The organism is Rhizobium indigoferae, from assembly GCF_034554815.1.
GTDB lineage: Bacteria > Pseudomonadota > Alphaproteobacteria > Rhizobiales > Rhizobiaceae > Rhizobium > Rhizobium leguminosarum.
The window spans coordinates 865,113-880,381 of record NZ_CP140637.1; the positions used below are offsets into that span (position 1 = coordinate 865,113).

The 15,269-nt window shown below is 58.4% G+C and carries 13 protein-coding genes and 1 pseudogene; 11 read left to right on the forward strand and 3 right to left on the reverse strand.

Going from position 1 to position 15,269, the window contains the following annotated elements; translation table 11 throughout:
• Position 1: 1 nt before the first annotated feature.
• Both U5G49_RS30525 and U5G49_RS30530 read right to left on the reverse strand, forming a co-directional pair.
• Positions 2–3,112 (reverse strand): efflux RND transporter permease subunit, encoded by a 3,111-nt coding sequence (locus U5G49_RS30525; RefSeq protein WP_193445297.1) that lies wholly within the window; start codon positions 3,110–3,112, stop codon positions 2–4.
• Positions 3,112–4,224 carry an efflux RND transporter periplasmic adaptor subunit gene (locus U5G49_RS30530; RefSeq protein ID WP_018245222.1) on the reverse strand — a complete coding sequence of 371 codons (1,113 nt, stop codon included), beginning with the start codon at positions 4,222–4,224 and terminating at the stop codon, positions 3,112–3,114. Before U5G49_RS30530 ends, U5G49_RS30525 begins: the two co-directional genes overlap by 1 nt.
• Positions 4,225–4,322: 98 nt before the next feature.
• Here U5G49_RS30530 and U5G49_RS30535 point away from each other — a divergent pair, with 98 nt between their 5' ends.
• Positions 4,323–4,910 carry a TetR/AcrR family transcriptional regulator gene (locus U5G49_RS30535; RefSeq protein ID WP_112907553.1) on the forward strand — a complete coding sequence of 196 codons (588 nt, stop codon included), beginning with the start codon at positions 4,323–4,325 and terminating at the stop codon, positions 4,908–4,910.
• Positions 4,911–4,966: 56 nt separating this feature from the next.
• Positions 4,967–5,280: pseudogene (locus U5G49_RS30540) on the forward strand (transposase domain-containing protein); the annotation flags it as partial.
• Here U5G49_RS30540 and U5G49_RS30545 read toward each other — a convergent pair.
• Positions 5,264–6,010 (reverse strand): NADPH-dependent F420 reductase, encoded by a 747-nt coding sequence (locus tag U5G49_RS30545; protein WP_193445298.1) that lies wholly within the window; start codon positions 6,008–6,010, stop codon positions 5,264–5,266. The pseudogene U5G49_RS30540 and the gene U5G49_RS30545 sit on opposite strands and share 17 nt — an antisense overlap.
• A gap of 94 nt (positions 6,011–6,104) precedes the next feature.
• Here U5G49_RS30545 and U5G49_RS30550 point away from each other — a divergent pair, with 94 nt between their 5' ends.
• The 9 genes from U5G49_RS30550 (at position 6,105) to U5G49_RS30590 (ending at position 15,268) form a co-directional block, all read left to right on the forward strand.
• Positions 6,105–6,482, forward strand: coding sequence for a winged helix-turn-helix transcriptional regulator (locus tag U5G49_RS30550; RefSeq protein WP_026230379.1), 378 nt, complete (start codon positions 6,105–6,107; stop codon positions 6,480–6,482).
• A gap of 121 nt (positions 6,483–6,603) precedes the next feature.
• Complete coding sequence (locus U5G49_RS30555; RefSeq protein ID WP_193445299.1) at positions 6,604–7,374, forward strand: SDR family NAD(P)-dependent oxidoreductase; 771 nt, start codon at positions 6,604–6,606, stop codon at positions 7,372–7,374.
• 281 nt (positions 7,375–7,655) lie between these two features.
• Complete coding sequence (gene hisD, locus U5G49_RS30560) at positions 7,656–8,984, forward strand: histidinol dehydrogenase (RefSeq protein ID WP_193445300.1); 1,329 nt, start codon at positions 7,656–7,658, stop codon at positions 8,982–8,984.
• A gap of 4 nt (positions 8,985–8,988) precedes the next feature.
• Positions 8,989–10,002, forward strand: coding sequence for a zinc-dependent alcohol dehydrogenase (locus U5G49_RS30565; RefSeq protein WP_130729930.1), 1,014 nt, complete (start codon positions 8,989–8,991; stop codon positions 10,000–10,002).
• 36 nt (positions 10,003–10,038) lie between these two features.
• Positions 10,039–10,770, forward strand: a complete 732-nt coding sequence (hutC, locus tag U5G49_RS30570) for a histidine utilization repressor (protein WP_018245230.1) — start codon at positions 10,039–10,041, stop codon at positions 10,768–10,770.
• Between the two features lie 32 nt (positions 10,771–10,802).
• Entirely contained in the window at positions 10,803–12,092 is a 1,290-nt protein-coding gene (locus U5G49_RS30575; protein ID WP_193445301.1) for a hypothetical protein, read from the forward strand.
• A gap of 3 nt (positions 12,093–12,095) precedes the next feature.
• Complete coding sequence (locus U5G49_RS30580) at positions 12,096–13,241, forward strand: alpha-hydroxy acid oxidase (protein ID WP_193445302.1); 1,146 nt, start codon at positions 12,096–12,098, stop codon at positions 13,239–13,241.
• 125 nt (positions 13,242–13,366) lie between these two features.
• Entirely contained in the window at positions 13,367–14,383 is a 1,017-nt protein-coding gene (locus tag U5G49_RS30585) for an ABC transporter substrate-binding protein (protein ID WP_193445303.1), read from the forward strand.
• A 24-nt stretch (positions 14,384–14,407) separates the two neighbouring features.
• Positions 14,408–15,268: an ABC transporter permease gene (locus tag U5G49_RS30590; protein WP_026188656.1), complete on the forward strand. Its 861-nt coding sequence runs from the start codon at positions 14,408–14,410 to the stop codon at positions 15,266–15,268.
• Position 15,269: the final 1 nt, after the last annotated feature.

The window sequence follows — 15,269 nt, forward strand, 5'->3', positions numbered from 1 at the left end:
CCTACTCCGCAGCCAGTGCTATCGGCGGTTCGAGACGCTCAATGGCTTCCTCGTGGCTCTCTTCTTTTGCAGGCTTGATACGGAACCACACCGCGTAAAGGGCTGGAAGGAAGAGCAGTATCATCACGGTGCCCGCGGCCGTTCCGCCAATCAGCGTATAGGCCATCGACCCCCAAAACACCGAATGGGTCAAAGGGATGAAGGCCAGGACGGCTGCGAGCGCGGTCAAGATGACAGGACGAGTCCGCTGGACGGTTGCTTCAATGACAGCGTGATAGTCGTCGAGACCTGCAGCCTGGTTTTCCTTGATCTGCTCCGTCAGGATCAGCGTGTTGCGCATGAGGATGCCGGCCAGTCCTATCAAACCGAGAATGGCGTTGAATCCAAAGGGTTGATTGAACAGAAGCAGCGCTGGGACCACGCCTGCAAGTCCAAGAGGCGCGGTCAACATGACCATCGTCATCGTCGAAAGGCTGCGTACCTGGAGGATGATGACAATCAACATGGCCGCGATCATCAACGGGAAGACTTGAACAAGTGCGACATTGGCCTTGAGCGATTCTTCGATGTTGCCGCCCATCTCAATGCGATATCCCACTGGAAGCGATGCGATAAGCGGCTGAAGGGCCTTCATCACCTGCTGGGAGACCTCCGGCGGCTGCGTCGCCTCGTTGATATCGGACCTGATCGTAATGACCGGTGTCCGATCGCGCCGTTTCAGGATCGGTTCCTCGAACCGGATTTCGGAATGCCCGATCTGATCGAGGGGAACCTGGCGACCATTCCGGCTCATCAGCGAAAAGTCGGCAAGGCGTGATGGATCGAGGCGGTTCTCGCCAGCACTGCGTGCGACGACGGGTACGTTGCGGATATTGTCGCGCACCTGCGTGACAGGGATGCCGCTCAGCAGCAACTGCATCTGCTGGGCTGCCTCGGACGGTGAAAGACCGATCAGATTGAGCCGCTCCTGATCGGGGACAAAGCGCAACACAGGCGTGCGATTGCCCCAATCGCGATTGGCCTGACGGACATCGGGCACAGTTTTCATAATTGCCAGAGCTTGCTCGGAAATCTTATAGAGTTCCTCCTGATCCGGTCCCATGATCCGAAACTCGACCGGGAACGGCGTATAGGGACCGAATACGAGCTGCGTGACGCGTACGGATGCCTCTGGAACAAGGCCGTCAGAGATTGCGGCGCGAAGGCGATGCTTTAGCTCTTCTCGTGCATGCGCATCGGGCGTCAGCACGACAACCTTGGCGAAGGCGGGGTCGGGCAACTCGGGCGCCATGGCAAAGAAGAAGCGGGGAGCGCCCTGCCCTACATAGCTGGTGACGATTTTTGTTTCCGGCTGGGCCTGCAGCCAGTCTTCGACCTTCTCCACCGCGGCCGTCGTGGTTTGAATGCTCGTACCTTCAGGCATGCGAACTTCGACGAGAACCTCAGGCCGGTCTGATGTCGGGAAAAACTGTTGTTTTACCCCTCCCATCCCGGCGACCGAGACAGCCATCGTCACGCCGACCACGGCGCAGGTCATGAACTTATGGCGAACCGCAAACGCGATGAATGAGCGCAAGCGGCGATAGTTCGGCGTATCGTAGATGGCGTGGTGTCCACCTTCCACCGGTTTGATGTCAGGCAGCATCTTCACGCCGAGGTAGGGCGTAAAAGTCACCGCGACGATCCAGGAAACGATCAGGGCAAATCCCACGACCCAGAAGATGTTGCCGGCATATTCACCTGCAGTCGACTTGGCGAAACCAACGGGCATCAGTCCGATGATTGTGACGAGTGTGCCGGACAGCATCGGTGCCGCCGTGTGGCTCCAGGCATAAGCGGCCGCCTTAATGCGATCCATGCCCTCCTCCATCTTCACCACCATAACCTCAATGGCGATGATGGCGTCATCCACGAGAAGGCCCAGCGCAAGAATGAGCGCGCCGAGTGTGATGCGGTCGAAGAACCGACCGGTTTCCAGCATGATGAGGAAGACGACGGCGAGCGTCAGCGGCACGGCGAGCGCCACGACAATGCCAACGCGCCAGCCGAGTGCGACAAGGCTCACGAACAGCACGACGCCAAGCGCCATGGCGAACTTCAGCATGAATTCACCGACCGCCTCGTCGATATTGACGGCCTGATCGCTAACTTTTGTAAGGGTCATGCCCAACGGCAGTGTCTGCGCGATCGCGGCGGACCGGGCTTCAAGCGCCTTGCCGAGCTCAAGGCCATTCCAGCCCTGCTGCATTACGGCGCCCAACATCAAAACCGGTTCGCCATTGTGACGGATGACGTAAGTGGCCGGATCCTCATAGCCACGCCGTACATCCGCCAGATCGGAGAGTTTCACCGTTCGTCCACCTGCTACGATCGGCGTGTCGGCAATTGCCTGTACGCTATTATAGGCTCCGTCGAAACGGATGAAGACCTGTGGCCCGCGCGTGTCGATCGAGCCTGCGGGCGTCACCGTGTTCTGTCTCTGCAAGCCTGCGGCAACATCCTGCGCCGATATTCCAAGTGTCGCGAGCTTGGCATAGGAAAATTCGACGAATATCTCTTCGGGGCGCTCCCCGAGGATGTTGATTTTCTTGACGCCCGGAACATGCAGCAGATCCTGGCGGATGACCTCCGCCTGCCGAACGAGGTCCCGCATCGGCATCCCCTTCGCCTTCAATGCGTAAAGGCCGAAGCTCACGTCGGAATATTCATCATTGACAAAGGGGCCCATGACGCCGGGCGGAAGATTTCGAGCCTCGTCGCCGAGCTTCTTGCGCGCTTGGTAGAACTCCTCTTCAACTGCGGACGCCGGAGTATTATCCTTGAGTGTGACTGTAAGGAATGCGTAGCCAGGCCGCGTCGTTGTTTCGACGCGGTCATACCAGGTGAGTTCCTGGATACGCTTCTCGAGTGGCTCTGCGACAAGATCCTGCATTTCACGCGCGGTGGCGCCCGGCCAAACTGAGGTTACCGTCAGGGTCTTGATGGTGAAGGAGGGATCCTCGGCGCGGCCCAATTTGACAAAGGCATAGACCCCGGCGGCGGCCAACAGGACAATAAAGAATAATGTAACGGCGCGTTCGCGAACCGCGATGGCGGAAAGATTGAAGCTCATTACTTTGTCACCTCTTGCTGCGCAGCCGTCCTGACGGTCGCGCCATTTTCCAGTAGATGCGCGCCCAGAGCGACAACCTGCTGACCAACCCCTATTCCGGTGACAAATGCCATTTCCTCGCCGATCCGCTTGATCTCGACAGGCTTGAAGTTCACGGTCGATGTGGCCCCGTTGACAACCCACACACCTGTCCGGCTGCCGTCGTCCAGGATGGCACCGACTGGTACGGCGACCTCCGATCGCCGGTTCGCGTCGAATATTTTGATCGTCACCGTCGAACCAAGCGGGGCAGAGGCAGCGGCGCCTTCGAGAACATACCGCGCCTCGTAGGTCCGGGTTTGCAGGTCGGCAGAATCGGAAATCTGTCGCAAAAGGGCTTTTCCACTTAGACCCTCGCCTCCATAGACACTGGCTTGCGCTTCGGATCCTGTCTCGGGCCGCAGGGTTTCCGGTAGCCAGACAACGGCTTCACGTGGCCCCGCCTGCGCCAGTTGAACCACCGTTTGTCCCGCTGACACCACCTGTCCCGGGTCTCCGAGCGTATCGACGACCGTTCCATCCGAGTCTGCAAGAAGAACGCTATAGGAGGCGGCGTTTTCCGCAACCTCGGCGTCCGCTTCAGCCGCGGCAAGCTGTGCCGAGGCCGTATCGAGGGCCGCTTTCGCTTGTTCATAACGCTGCGGGGTGGCGGCCAATCCATTTTTGACCAGTGCCGCATACCGTTTCTCGTCTGCTTGTGCTTGGATCAGGACAGCACGCGCTGCGGTAACCGTATTGCGCTTCGCCGTCAGAGCAAGCTGAAGATCGGTTTCATCGATGCGCATCAGAGCCTGGCCTTGCTTGACCTGCTGGCCCACATCGACCATCCGCTGAACGATCTTGCCCGGAACCCGAAAGCCCAGATTGCTCTGTACTCGCGAAGCAACCGTGCCGGTAAAAGATCGCTCTGCCGTTTCAGTCCTTGTCGCCTCTGCCACCCTGACCAGTGGCGAGGCAGTCCTTGGGTCCGCAGCCTCTGCCTCCGACTTAGGGGTTCCGAAAACCACGAAATAGGCACCGGCACCCGCCGCTGCCGCGAGGCCTACGAGAGTCAGGACATGTTTGCGTTTCATCTTAAGTTCTCTTCTTGACCAGCGATCCGGATGATTTAGATTGCGATCTAAATCTAATTGCGTTATAGATGTCAAATGAAATCTAATCGGAGATCAGTATGAGAGTGAGCCGGGCACAGGCCGAGGAGAACCGGGAAACGGTGATCAACGTCGCAAGCCGTCTGTTTCGAGAGCACGGCTTCGACGGTATTGGCCTCAAAGATCTGATGAAGGGGGCGGGCCTTACACAAGGTGGGTTCTATAAGCAGTTCTCGTCCAAGGACGATCTTGCAGCCCAGGCGTCCAGGCGCGCGCTGGAAAGCGCTACACGCAGATGGTCGACGGCGGCTGCGACAAGTTCCGATCCCCTCGAAGCAGTCATGGAGTTCTACCTCTCACCCGGACATCTTGGAGAAAAGGGTGACGGTTGCCCTCTAGTGGCGTTGGGATCGGACGCGGCGCGGCAGAGTGAAGAGGTCAGGCGTCCATTTGAGGATGGTATCCGCGCTCACTTTGAGGTGCTGGATGAGCTGATGGACGACGCCAAGAGCTCAAATCCCAGCGGCAAGGCGATGGCGATACTGTCTCTGATGGTGGGCGCCGTCACGCTGTCGCGCATCTTGCAGGATGAGAATTTGTCGCAAGGCATCCTCGACGCAGCCGCTGGCGAAGTCAGGCGCATTGCGCGCGGTGATGGCAGCGCCTGAAGACTATCGCTGGGTTCGGTGACCTGGTCCGGACGCCAAATACTGGGAAGGGTCTGGACGGTCGCATCGAGATCGACAACAACAGCGTCGACAGGACCATTCGGCCGATTGCCCTCAACCACAAGAACGCACTTTTGCCGGGCATGACGCGGGAGCGGACAACTGGGCGACCATCGCCTCGCTCAGCGAGACGAGCAACTTAAATGACGTCGATCCGCTTGCGTATTTAACCAGCACCCTCACCGCCATCGCTAAAGGCCATGAGCAAAGGCGGATCGATTGCCTTCTTCCGTGGAGATGCGGATATGATCCTCCTACGGGTTTTCTGACGCGACTTTTGACATGGTGCCACCTCAGGTTAGTGGGTTGAGGGAGCGATTCATTGCCACGACATCATCATGGGTGGGGCTCGGGCCGAGAGTTGCCATTTTGCTCGTGAGCTGTTCACGTTTCTTGGGTGCTTCACCCTTTACCGCCGCATTGAGTGCCCTGCGCATGGCGACTGCATCGTAATCGCAGCAATAGCCAGGCGTCGAGGGTTGCTGCCGCCAGGACTCTTCAAGCGTACCGCCATCAACCGGGTCGAATCCGACCTCGTTCACGATCCCCATAACAAGCTGCTTCGCTGCGTCATCATCTCCGGCGACCGCTACGGCCAGCCGACCGTCCCTCCCTTCAGGTTGACCCACTTCCGCCAGAGAATGCGCAAGGATGTTGTTGAACGCCTTGATGACGGGACGGCCGATTTGTTTGGAGACCCACACGCTTTCGGCCTCGCCTGCATCAAGGTCGGCAATCTGCGGATCGCGCAGCCCCGGATAGTAGTTGCTGGTATCAACGACCGGCACGCTCGCGGGGACGTCTTTGAAGAGGTTTTTCGGCAGCCTTTCGATAGCGGGAAGCGGGATGGACATGATGACCAAATCCGCTCCGGAGATAGCTCCGTTCGTGTCGGTCGCCGCAGCTCCGATCTCCTCCGCAAAGGGCCGCACAGCGACCGCGCCTTTGGAGTTGGCCACCCTGACCTCATGCCCCGCAGACGCGAGTTTGCGAGCTATGGTGCCGCCGATGTTGCCAATGCCAATTATGCCGATTTTCATGCTGATGCTCCTGTTGTTCTGCACCACAAGATAGTAGATACTGCAGTATCAACAAGAACTAACTGATAAGTGGGTTACCCACCAAAAGGTAAGTATGGCAGCGGATCGTGACTGGAAGTGCGGAGACCCGCAACAGCATCTCAAATGGGCGGAAGCGACTACGGACGCCCTGCGTGTGCTGGAAGGCAAGTGGAAGATCGTGATCATCTGCCAACTGTTCGGAGCGAAAGAGGCCCTTCGCTTTTCCGAACTCGAACGGCGCTGCGCAGGCGTGAACCAGAAGATGCTCATCCAGCAACTGAAGGAACTGGAAAAGGACGGAATCGTGACCCGTACCGTGTATCCTCAGGTGCCGCCGAAGGTGGAATACGAGCTGACCGAGATGGGCAAAGCCCTGGGACCCTCGATGGCCGAACTTATTGACTGGGCCTACATGCGCAGGGAGCGACTGGCGGATCAAAAAGCGACCTGACAACATTGTAGGGTTAGGATGCCGCCTCTTTCTGGCACGAATGGGAATGCCTCTTTGTCAATACATGTATAGACATCGTTCTTGAACGGTGGTTCTATCCTGCAAAAGCAAGGGGATCATCATGGCCAATAAGATGTTCGATCTGGCAGGAAGAGTGGCAGTTGTAACCGGTGCGAGCCGCGGCCTGGGCCAATGGATTGCGCTGGCGCTTGCCGAAGCGGGTGCCGATGTTTGCATTACGGCGCGCGATCAAAATTCGCTGAGCGAAACCAAAGAGAAGATTGAGGCCCTTAACAGGACCTGCATCACGAGCGCCCAGGATGTGACAGACATCTCGTCCATCGACGAGACGCTAAGCAAGTTCGAAAACATCACTGGCGCTGTCGACATCCTTGTCAACAATGCCGGCTACGAACAGACTTCTCCCTCGCTCGAGGTCGATGAACAGATCTGGGACAAGATCATCGGCACCAACCTCAAGGGCGCGTTCTTCTGGTCGCAGGCCGCAGCACGCCGGATGTCGCGCCGACCCCACGGTGGAAGCATAATCAATCTCTGCTCCCTCACGTCCTACGTCGGCATCCCGACCGCTGTGCCCTACGGCTCCTCGAAGTCGGGACTGCTGGGTATGACGCGCGCGCTTTCGGCGGAATGGGCGCCGCTAGGGATCCGCGTGAATGCGGTGGCTCCGGGCTATTTCCGAACAGCGATGACCGAAGGGTTTTATCAGGACAAGGGCTGGTCTGCGAAAATGCTCGACAAGATCCCACAGAAGCGGTTCGGTGATGGTTCCGACATCGGCGGCGCCGTCGTCTTCCTTGCAAGTGGCGCATCGGCCTACATTACTGGCCAATGCATTCCTGTCGACGGCGGCTTTCTGGCATCGATATAGAAACGGAAATTGACGCTTGACAGCACGGGAATGATCATATTGTCTATAGATGTATAGACAACTCTAGACAATAAAACGGGAACGAAGTCTTCGACTTCCTGGGAATTTGCCGGATAACCATATCCGGCATCCTCGCACGAACAGCTTGCAGGGTATTGCCCGGTTGCCACCGACTTGCGGTGCGTTTCCGCATGACCTGTAGGGACGATATATCGTCGCGCCGGCAGCGCGCGGACGACAGCGGCTGTCAGCGCCTCTGTGCGCCAATAAGGGTATGAGCAATGACCGACGTCACCTTTCATGGATATTCCAATCTTGGACCGGACGAGCAGGCCGCGCTCTTGCGACGGTCCGAAACAGACATCTCGGGCTTCATCGAGAAAGTGGCACCAATCCTTGAGGCCGTGCGCACCGAGGGTGACCGCGCCGTTGCCCGCTTCGGCCGCGACCTCGACAAGGCAAATATTACAGAAGCAACGATCAAAGCAACGGAGGCGGAATTCGACGCGGCTTTCAAGCTCGTTAGCGAGGATGTGATCGAGGCCATCACCTTCGGCATTGAGAATATTCGCCATTTTCATGAAGAGCAGAAGCCTGAAGCCATGTGGCTGAAGGAGATCAAGCCAGGCGCCTTTGCCGGCGACCGCTTCACCCCGATCAAGTCCGCCGCGCTTTACGTTCCACGCGGCAAAGGTTCGTTTCCGTCGGTCACGATGATGACCTCCGTCCCGGCCGTCGTGGCAGGTGTTCCCAATCTGGCGATCGTCACTCCGCCTGCCCCGGACGGTAGCGTGGACGCCGCAACGCTGGTGGCAGCGCGTCTGGCCGGCGTGGAAACTGTCTACAAGGTAGGAGGCGCTCAGGCAGTCGCAGCTGTTGCCTACGGGACGGAAACGATCAAGCCGGCACTGAAGATCGTTGGACCGGGAAGCCCTTGGGTGGTCGCAGCCAAGCGGAGCCTGTCAGGTATCATCGACACAGGCCTGCCTGCTGGCCCTTCGGAAGCGATCATTTTCGCGGACGACACTGTCCATGGCGGCCTTGCCGCGCTCGATCTCCTGATCGAGGCCGAGCATGGTCCCGACTCTTCCGCCTATCTCGTGACCCATAGCCGCCGCGTGGCCGAGGAGGCCCTCGCCGCGCTGCCGGAGCATTGGGCACGTATGACCGAACAGCGGGTTCAGTTTTCGAGCGCTGTCCTTTCAGGCAAATGCGGTGGGATCATCCTCACCTCCTCGATCGAGGAAAGCTACGATTTCGTCAACGCCTACGCGCCGGAGCATCTCGAAATCCTCTCGCAGGATCCCTTCGCCCATCTCGGAAAGATCACCGAGGCTGCAGAAATCCTCATGGGTCCGCATACGCCTGTCAGCATCGCCAATTTCTGCCTCGGTCCAAATGCCGTGCTGCCGACGAGCCGCTGGGCGCGCACGTTCGGCCCGCTGTCGGTGACCGATTTTGTGAAGCGCAGTTCGATCGGCTACGTGACAGCGGCGGCCTATCCCGAGTTTGCGAAGCGTGCCCACAAGCTGGCGGAATATGAAGGCTTCTCATCCCACGCGCACGCAGTCTCGGCGGTCCGCGACAACTATCTGCCAAAGCGAGGCTGACAGGATGAAGGCGGTTCGGCTTTACGACGCGTTTGATCTCAGGGTCGAGGAAGTCGACAAACCTCTGTCGCCGCCCGCGGGCTACGTGACGATCGACGTTCGCGCCGCGGGCATCTGCGGCTCGGACGTTCACAACTACCGAACCGGTCAATGGATCAGCAGGCGCCCATCCACCGCTGGACACGAGTTTTGCGGGCGGGTTTCCGCGCTTGGTGAGGGTGTCGAAGGTCTCGCGATCGGTGACCTCGTCGCAGCTGACTCCCGCTTTTACTGTGGCCAATGCGAACCATGCAGATCAGGCCGCACCAATATCTGCGAACATCTCGGTTTCGTCGGCGAGGTATGCGACGGAGGATTTGCGGAGCAGGCCCAACTACCCGCTCGTCTGGTTTTCAAACACGAGCCGTCACTTGATCCTGCAGTGGCGGCCATGGCCGAACCTTTGGCTGTCGCCCTTCATGCGATACGACGGCTTAACCCACCCCAAGGCGAGGCGATTCTCCTAGTCGGCTGCGGGACGATAGGCGGTCTCTGCGGTTTGCTGCTTTCCCATCTCCACGATGGAAAGTTGTTGTTTGCGGATTTGAATGGCAGCCGTGCCGAGATGGTGGCCGCAATTTGCGGAGGATCGGTGGTCGCACTGGATAAGTCGCAAGCAAGGACTGCACTCGGCGACGCGCGACTGCGTTACGCGGTGGATGCAACGGGAAGTACAAAAGCCATCGCGCAAGGCATCGAACTTCTGGACGGGGGCGGCGCCTTCGCTCTTGTGGGTATTAGTCATGGGAAACTGGATCTGGATCCCAATGTCCTCGTCGAGCGTGAGATTTCCCTGATTGGCTGCCATGCCTTTGAAGACGAACTCGCCGATGCCATCGCGCTGTTGCCAAAGCTTCAGCCTGCACTTCTACAATTTAGCGAGGTCCTGAACTCACTCGACGGAATTCCTGATGCGTACCACCGACTGATCGATGGTCGCTCAACCAGAATAAAGACGATCATTCGAATAGCCGATTGATTGAGCACACGCCTCGGCGTGAGACGGAGATAGAAATTGCCCGGCCTTTCAAACACCGCGCTGCCGCTCTACGAAAAGGTCAAGGACTTCGTCCTCGACAATATCGGGAATGGCAACTGGCCACAGAACGAGAAGCTTCCGTCCGAGCACGAGTTGACGTCTTCGCTCGGCGTTTCTCGCATGACGGTCCATCGCGCGCTTCGTGAACTGACCGCCGAAGGCTATCTGCGCAGGGTCCAGGGGGTCGGGACGTTCGTCTCGCCTCCCAAAGCACAGTCGACACTCATCGAGATCAGCAACATCATCAGCGAGATCAAGGCGCGTGGAAGCCAACACCGCGCGGAGGTGATCCTGCTCGAGCGGATCGAGCGGCCGGATCAAATGCTATTGGACGCGTTCGAGTTCAGAAAGCTTTGCCCCGTCGATCACTCGATGGTCGTTCACTACGAGAATGGCGTCCCTGTTCAGCTGGAGGAGCGCTACGTCAATACAGAGCTGGTAAAGAACTATCTCGATCAGGATTTTACGTCCATCGGCACCTACGATTACCTTCAGCACAGCACACCCCTAACCGAAGTCGAGCATCTCATCAGCGCCATTCCGGCGACGGAGAGACATGCACGCCTCCTGCACATTCGTGAGCGCGATAGCTGCCTGGTCCTCAACCGAAAAACGTGGACGGGGCAGGCGATCGCAACGGTCAATACCTTCACCTATGTCGGCAGCCGCTATTCGCTTGGCAGCAGATACTTACCGCCCAAAAAGTGAAAACCTTCGCGTCATTCCAGGAGTGAGAGAGCATGGGGCAGCCCAACAGTCGGACGGCAGCCATACGGGAAAAAGCCAAGAGGGGCGACGGCAGCGCCGAAGCTCTTCTTGCCGACCTGTTGCGAGATCTGTTTGGGGTCGACGCACGCGATCTGGCGATCAACCACGACCAATACAGCCTCAATTCACTGAATGGCTTCTTCGAGGCCGACGGAAAGCCCTACTTCTTCAAATTCCATCAGGAGGAAAACGAGCAGGAGATGAGCGGTGAGTACTATCGCGCCGATATTCTTGCCAAGGCCGGCCTGCCGGTAGATCAGCCGCTGATGATGTCGACCCTTCCAGGCGAACAGATCCTCGTCTACAGGCGCAGGACCGATCCGCGCTTTTCCGATGCTCTGCGTACCCTCGACGGGCTTCATGATGAGCAAATGGCACGCCAGGCCGTGGATGCGGAGCGCCGGCTCAATGAGATCGTCCTATCGGTCTACCTGAGGACGTTGCATCCTGTCACTCCAGATGCGGTCATGAAGGAGCCGGTTCATCGCCTGTTCCGCGATCGACTGGTGACAGCCCCGAAAGGGACCTACCCTGGCGGGCGGCTGGAGAGTTTTTATGTCGGCAAGACATTTGACTTTCCAGGCGTCACGCTTTCCTGGGATTCGCTCTCGAAAGCCTGCTTTGTCATCAATGGCATCGAGTATCGCGAAACTCTCGGCCAACTTTTCGACGCCGCGCATGAAAGACTGAACCCTGTCCGTCTGGCCGACAGTGGCGGGGTGACGGCACACGGCGACGCTCATAACGCCAATGTCTGGTTCGAACGGCGCGAAGGGCGCGCGAGCCTGTCCTTCTTTGACCCAGCCTTTGCTGGCGAGCACATCCCGACGCTTCTGGCGGAGGTGAAGACGACCTTCCACAATATCCTCGCCCATCCCTACTGGCTCTACGATCCGGCTCTTGCCGAACAGACATTCAAGGCCACAGCCAACTACGAGAACGGCCGTCTCTTTGCGGATTTCGATTGGAAGCTGACCCCGGTTCGCAAGGCGCTTTTGGAAACGAAGGCCGAAGCAATGTGGAAGCCATTGCTTGCCGCCCTCAAACAGCGCGATATGCTTCCTCAAGACTGGCGAAAAGTTGTCCGGCTCGGGCTTTTCCTATGCCCGACGCTTGTCATGAACCTGCGTGCAGGTGCGACAAGCCACAATCCGACATCCTCCCTGATCGGGCTTTCTGTGGCCATGATGGTCGGCTCGGATCCTGATGAGGGCGAGGACCTGATAACCCGCTTCCTCGCAACGATAGATCCGGAGGGGTAAATCGTGACGATCGTCAATATCGATGACCTCCGGCTGGCCGCTCGCAAGCGATTGCCGAAGCTCTTCTTTGACTACATCGACGGCGGCTCCTTTGCGGAGGAAACCTATCGTCGAAACAGGGACGATTTCTCGCTTTTGCAACTGCGTCAGAACGTTCTCTGCAACTATGCCGAGCCTGATCTGGCGACCGAATACCTCGGGCAACGCAATCCTCTTCCATTCATGCTGGGGCCGGTCGGCTTTCTTGGCCTTTACACGAGAAACGGAGAACAAAAGGCAGCCTGTGCCGCTCACGCTGCCGGCATCCCCTTCTGTCTTTCGACCTTCTCGATCGCGTCGCTGGCAGACCTCCGGCAGGCGACAGACGGTGTGCTACATTTTCAGCTTTACGTGCTCGACGACCGCGCGCTTTGCGAGGAGTTTCTGAGCGCTGCGGAACAGGCCGGTGTCGAGGCGCTGTACGTGACCGTCGATACGGCCATCACCGCCATCCGCGAACGTGATGTGCGCAACGGCTTCCGATCTCTTACGCGTGTCACACCTCGACTGTTCGCCAGTCTATGCCGGAAGCCCGGCTGGTTGTTCGATGTCGGTCGCGGCGGCATTCCCTCCGTTCGGGCGGTCGAGCATCGCACGGACTTCGGGAGGGGAGCGCTCGAACAGGCCGCCAATCTTTCCAGGCGCATCGACAAAAGGCTCGCATGGAAGGACATCGAGGCATTGCGCGACCGGTGGAAAGGCAAACTGATTATTAAGGGCATCCTTTCACCTGAGGATGCCAAAAAGGCGCAGGCGATCGGCGTCGACGGCATTGTGATCTCGAACCATGGCGGTCGCCAACTCGATGGCGCCATGAGCACGATTGCAGCGCTTCCCGACATCCGGGCCGCAGTCGGACCGGATTTCACGCTGATGCTCGACGGGGGCGTGCGAAGGGGAAGCGATATTGTCAAGGCACTTGGAATGGGCGCCGATGGTGTCATGTTGGGTCGGGCCTATACCTACGGTCTCGCAGCTAAAGGCCAGGCCGGCGTCGACCGTGCGATCCAGACATTACGCCGGGAGATCTCGATTACCTTGGCTTTGATGGGCGTGAGCTCCATCGCCGACTTAAAGGAACGTGGCTCGCACCTCATACTCAAACAGTAACCGCTAACGCCGGCGAAAGGAGACAAGTACGCAATGTCCGCCACCAAGAGCTTGATGGTCGGGCGTCAAACCTAAGAAGATGCAAGCTTTGTGATCCGTTAAAATCATCAAAAGAGGGGTTCCCAATGAACTACAAATCCATCAGCAAGCAGTTTTCCCGCGCAGCGATCGCGCTCGGGATCGTCGGCATTCTTGCCAGTGCGCAGGCTAACGCCCAGGATCAAATCCCGTCCAAACCGGAGCCGGGTACCTTCAAGATCGGCATCGAGCCCTGGCTCGGTTACGGTCAATGGCACGTCGCCGCCAGCAAGGACTTGTTCAAGAAAGCAGGCCTTGAGGATGTCGAGCTTGTCAACTTCAGCGAAGACAAGGACATCAACGCGGCACTTGCCAGCGGTCAGCTCGACGCTGCCAATATCGCCACGCACACGGCCATGGCCATGGTTGCCGCCGGCCTGCCGGTGAAGATCGTCTCGCTTCTTGATTTCAGCCTGAAGGCGGACGCGATCCTGGCCGGAAGCGACATCAAGAGCGTCGCTGACCTCAAGGGTAAGAACATCGCCTTCGAGGAAGGCACGACAAGCGACATCCTGCTGAACTACGCGCTTGCCAGCAACGGCATGACGATCGACGATATCGTCCGCGTGCCGATGCCGGCAGCTGATGCTGGAACGGCACTGATTGCAGGCCGTGTTCCCGTCGCGGTTACCTACGAGCCCTACATTTCAACGGCGCTGGCCCAGGACAAGAATATCAAGCTGCTTTTTGAAGCCGGCAAGGATCCGGGCCTAGTCTCCGACGTTCTCGTCGTTCGGGAGGAGGTGCTGAAGCAGAAGCCTGGGCAGATTCTGGCCATGATCAAGGCCTGGGATATGGCTCTGGCCGACTACAAGGCCAATACCGAGGAGGACCGCACCATCATCTCGAAGGCCGTAGGCGCCTCCCCGGATGATCTGAAAACGGCTTTCGACGGTGTCCAATACTACAGCTCTGCCGAAGCAGCCAAGGCCTTTGCCGGTGACTTCAAGACCAAGACCTTCGCCGACGTTCTGAAGGCGGCCAAAACAGCCGGCCTCGTGACCCAGGACGTTTCCGCCGACAGCATGATCGACACATCGTTTGTCGATGCAGCGAACAAGTGACCTCTGGCCACCAACGGGACCGTAATGTCTAGCTCAGAATTGTCGTCCACAACGAAAGAAAGGTCCCGCGCGCCATCGCGCGCGGGCGTCGGTAGACCACCTGGTGCCTTTCGGATCGGGGATCCGATCAGCGGCCGGTCGTTTTTTCTGATTGCCGTTGCCGTCTTTGCGCTGCTGTTTGCCGTGTGGTGGGTTGCTACCATCACCGGCTGGGTGAAACCGATTTTTCTGCCCTCGCCCGGAGCGGTGTGGGCCAAGATGATGGAACTGGCGGTCGATGGCACGCTGTGGACGGATGCCGGGATCAGCATCTATCGCATGCTCGTCGGATTTCTTATTGCATCGGCCCTGGCGATCCCGATCGGGATCATGATCGGCTGTTTCAAGACGTGGGAAGCGGCTATTGAGCCCTTTGTCGACTTCGTTCGTTACATGCCGGTTGTCGCCTTCGTTCCGCTGACCATACTGTGGGCAGGAACAAGCGATATCCAGAAGTTCGTCATCATCTTTATCGGAACCTTCTTCCAGCAGGTACTGATGGTCATGGACAGCGTCAAGCGTGTGCCGACCGACTTCGTCGGACTGGGCCGTACGCTCGGAATGTCAGAAACCAGGATCCTGCGCCGCATCGTCCTGCCGTCTGCCCTCCCCGGCATCTGGGACACGCTGCGCATCAGCCTCGGCTGGGCCTGGACCTGGCTTGTGCTGGCAGAACTTGTGGCGGCGACGTCCGGCCTCGGCTATCGGATCGTCGTCTCTCAGCGATATTTCCAGACGCAGACGATCATTGGTTACATCCTGCTCCTTGGCTTGCTCGGTCTGATCACAGACCAAAGCATGAAGGCCCTGGAGCGCATCTTCTTCCGTTACGCTGCAAGGCATTGAG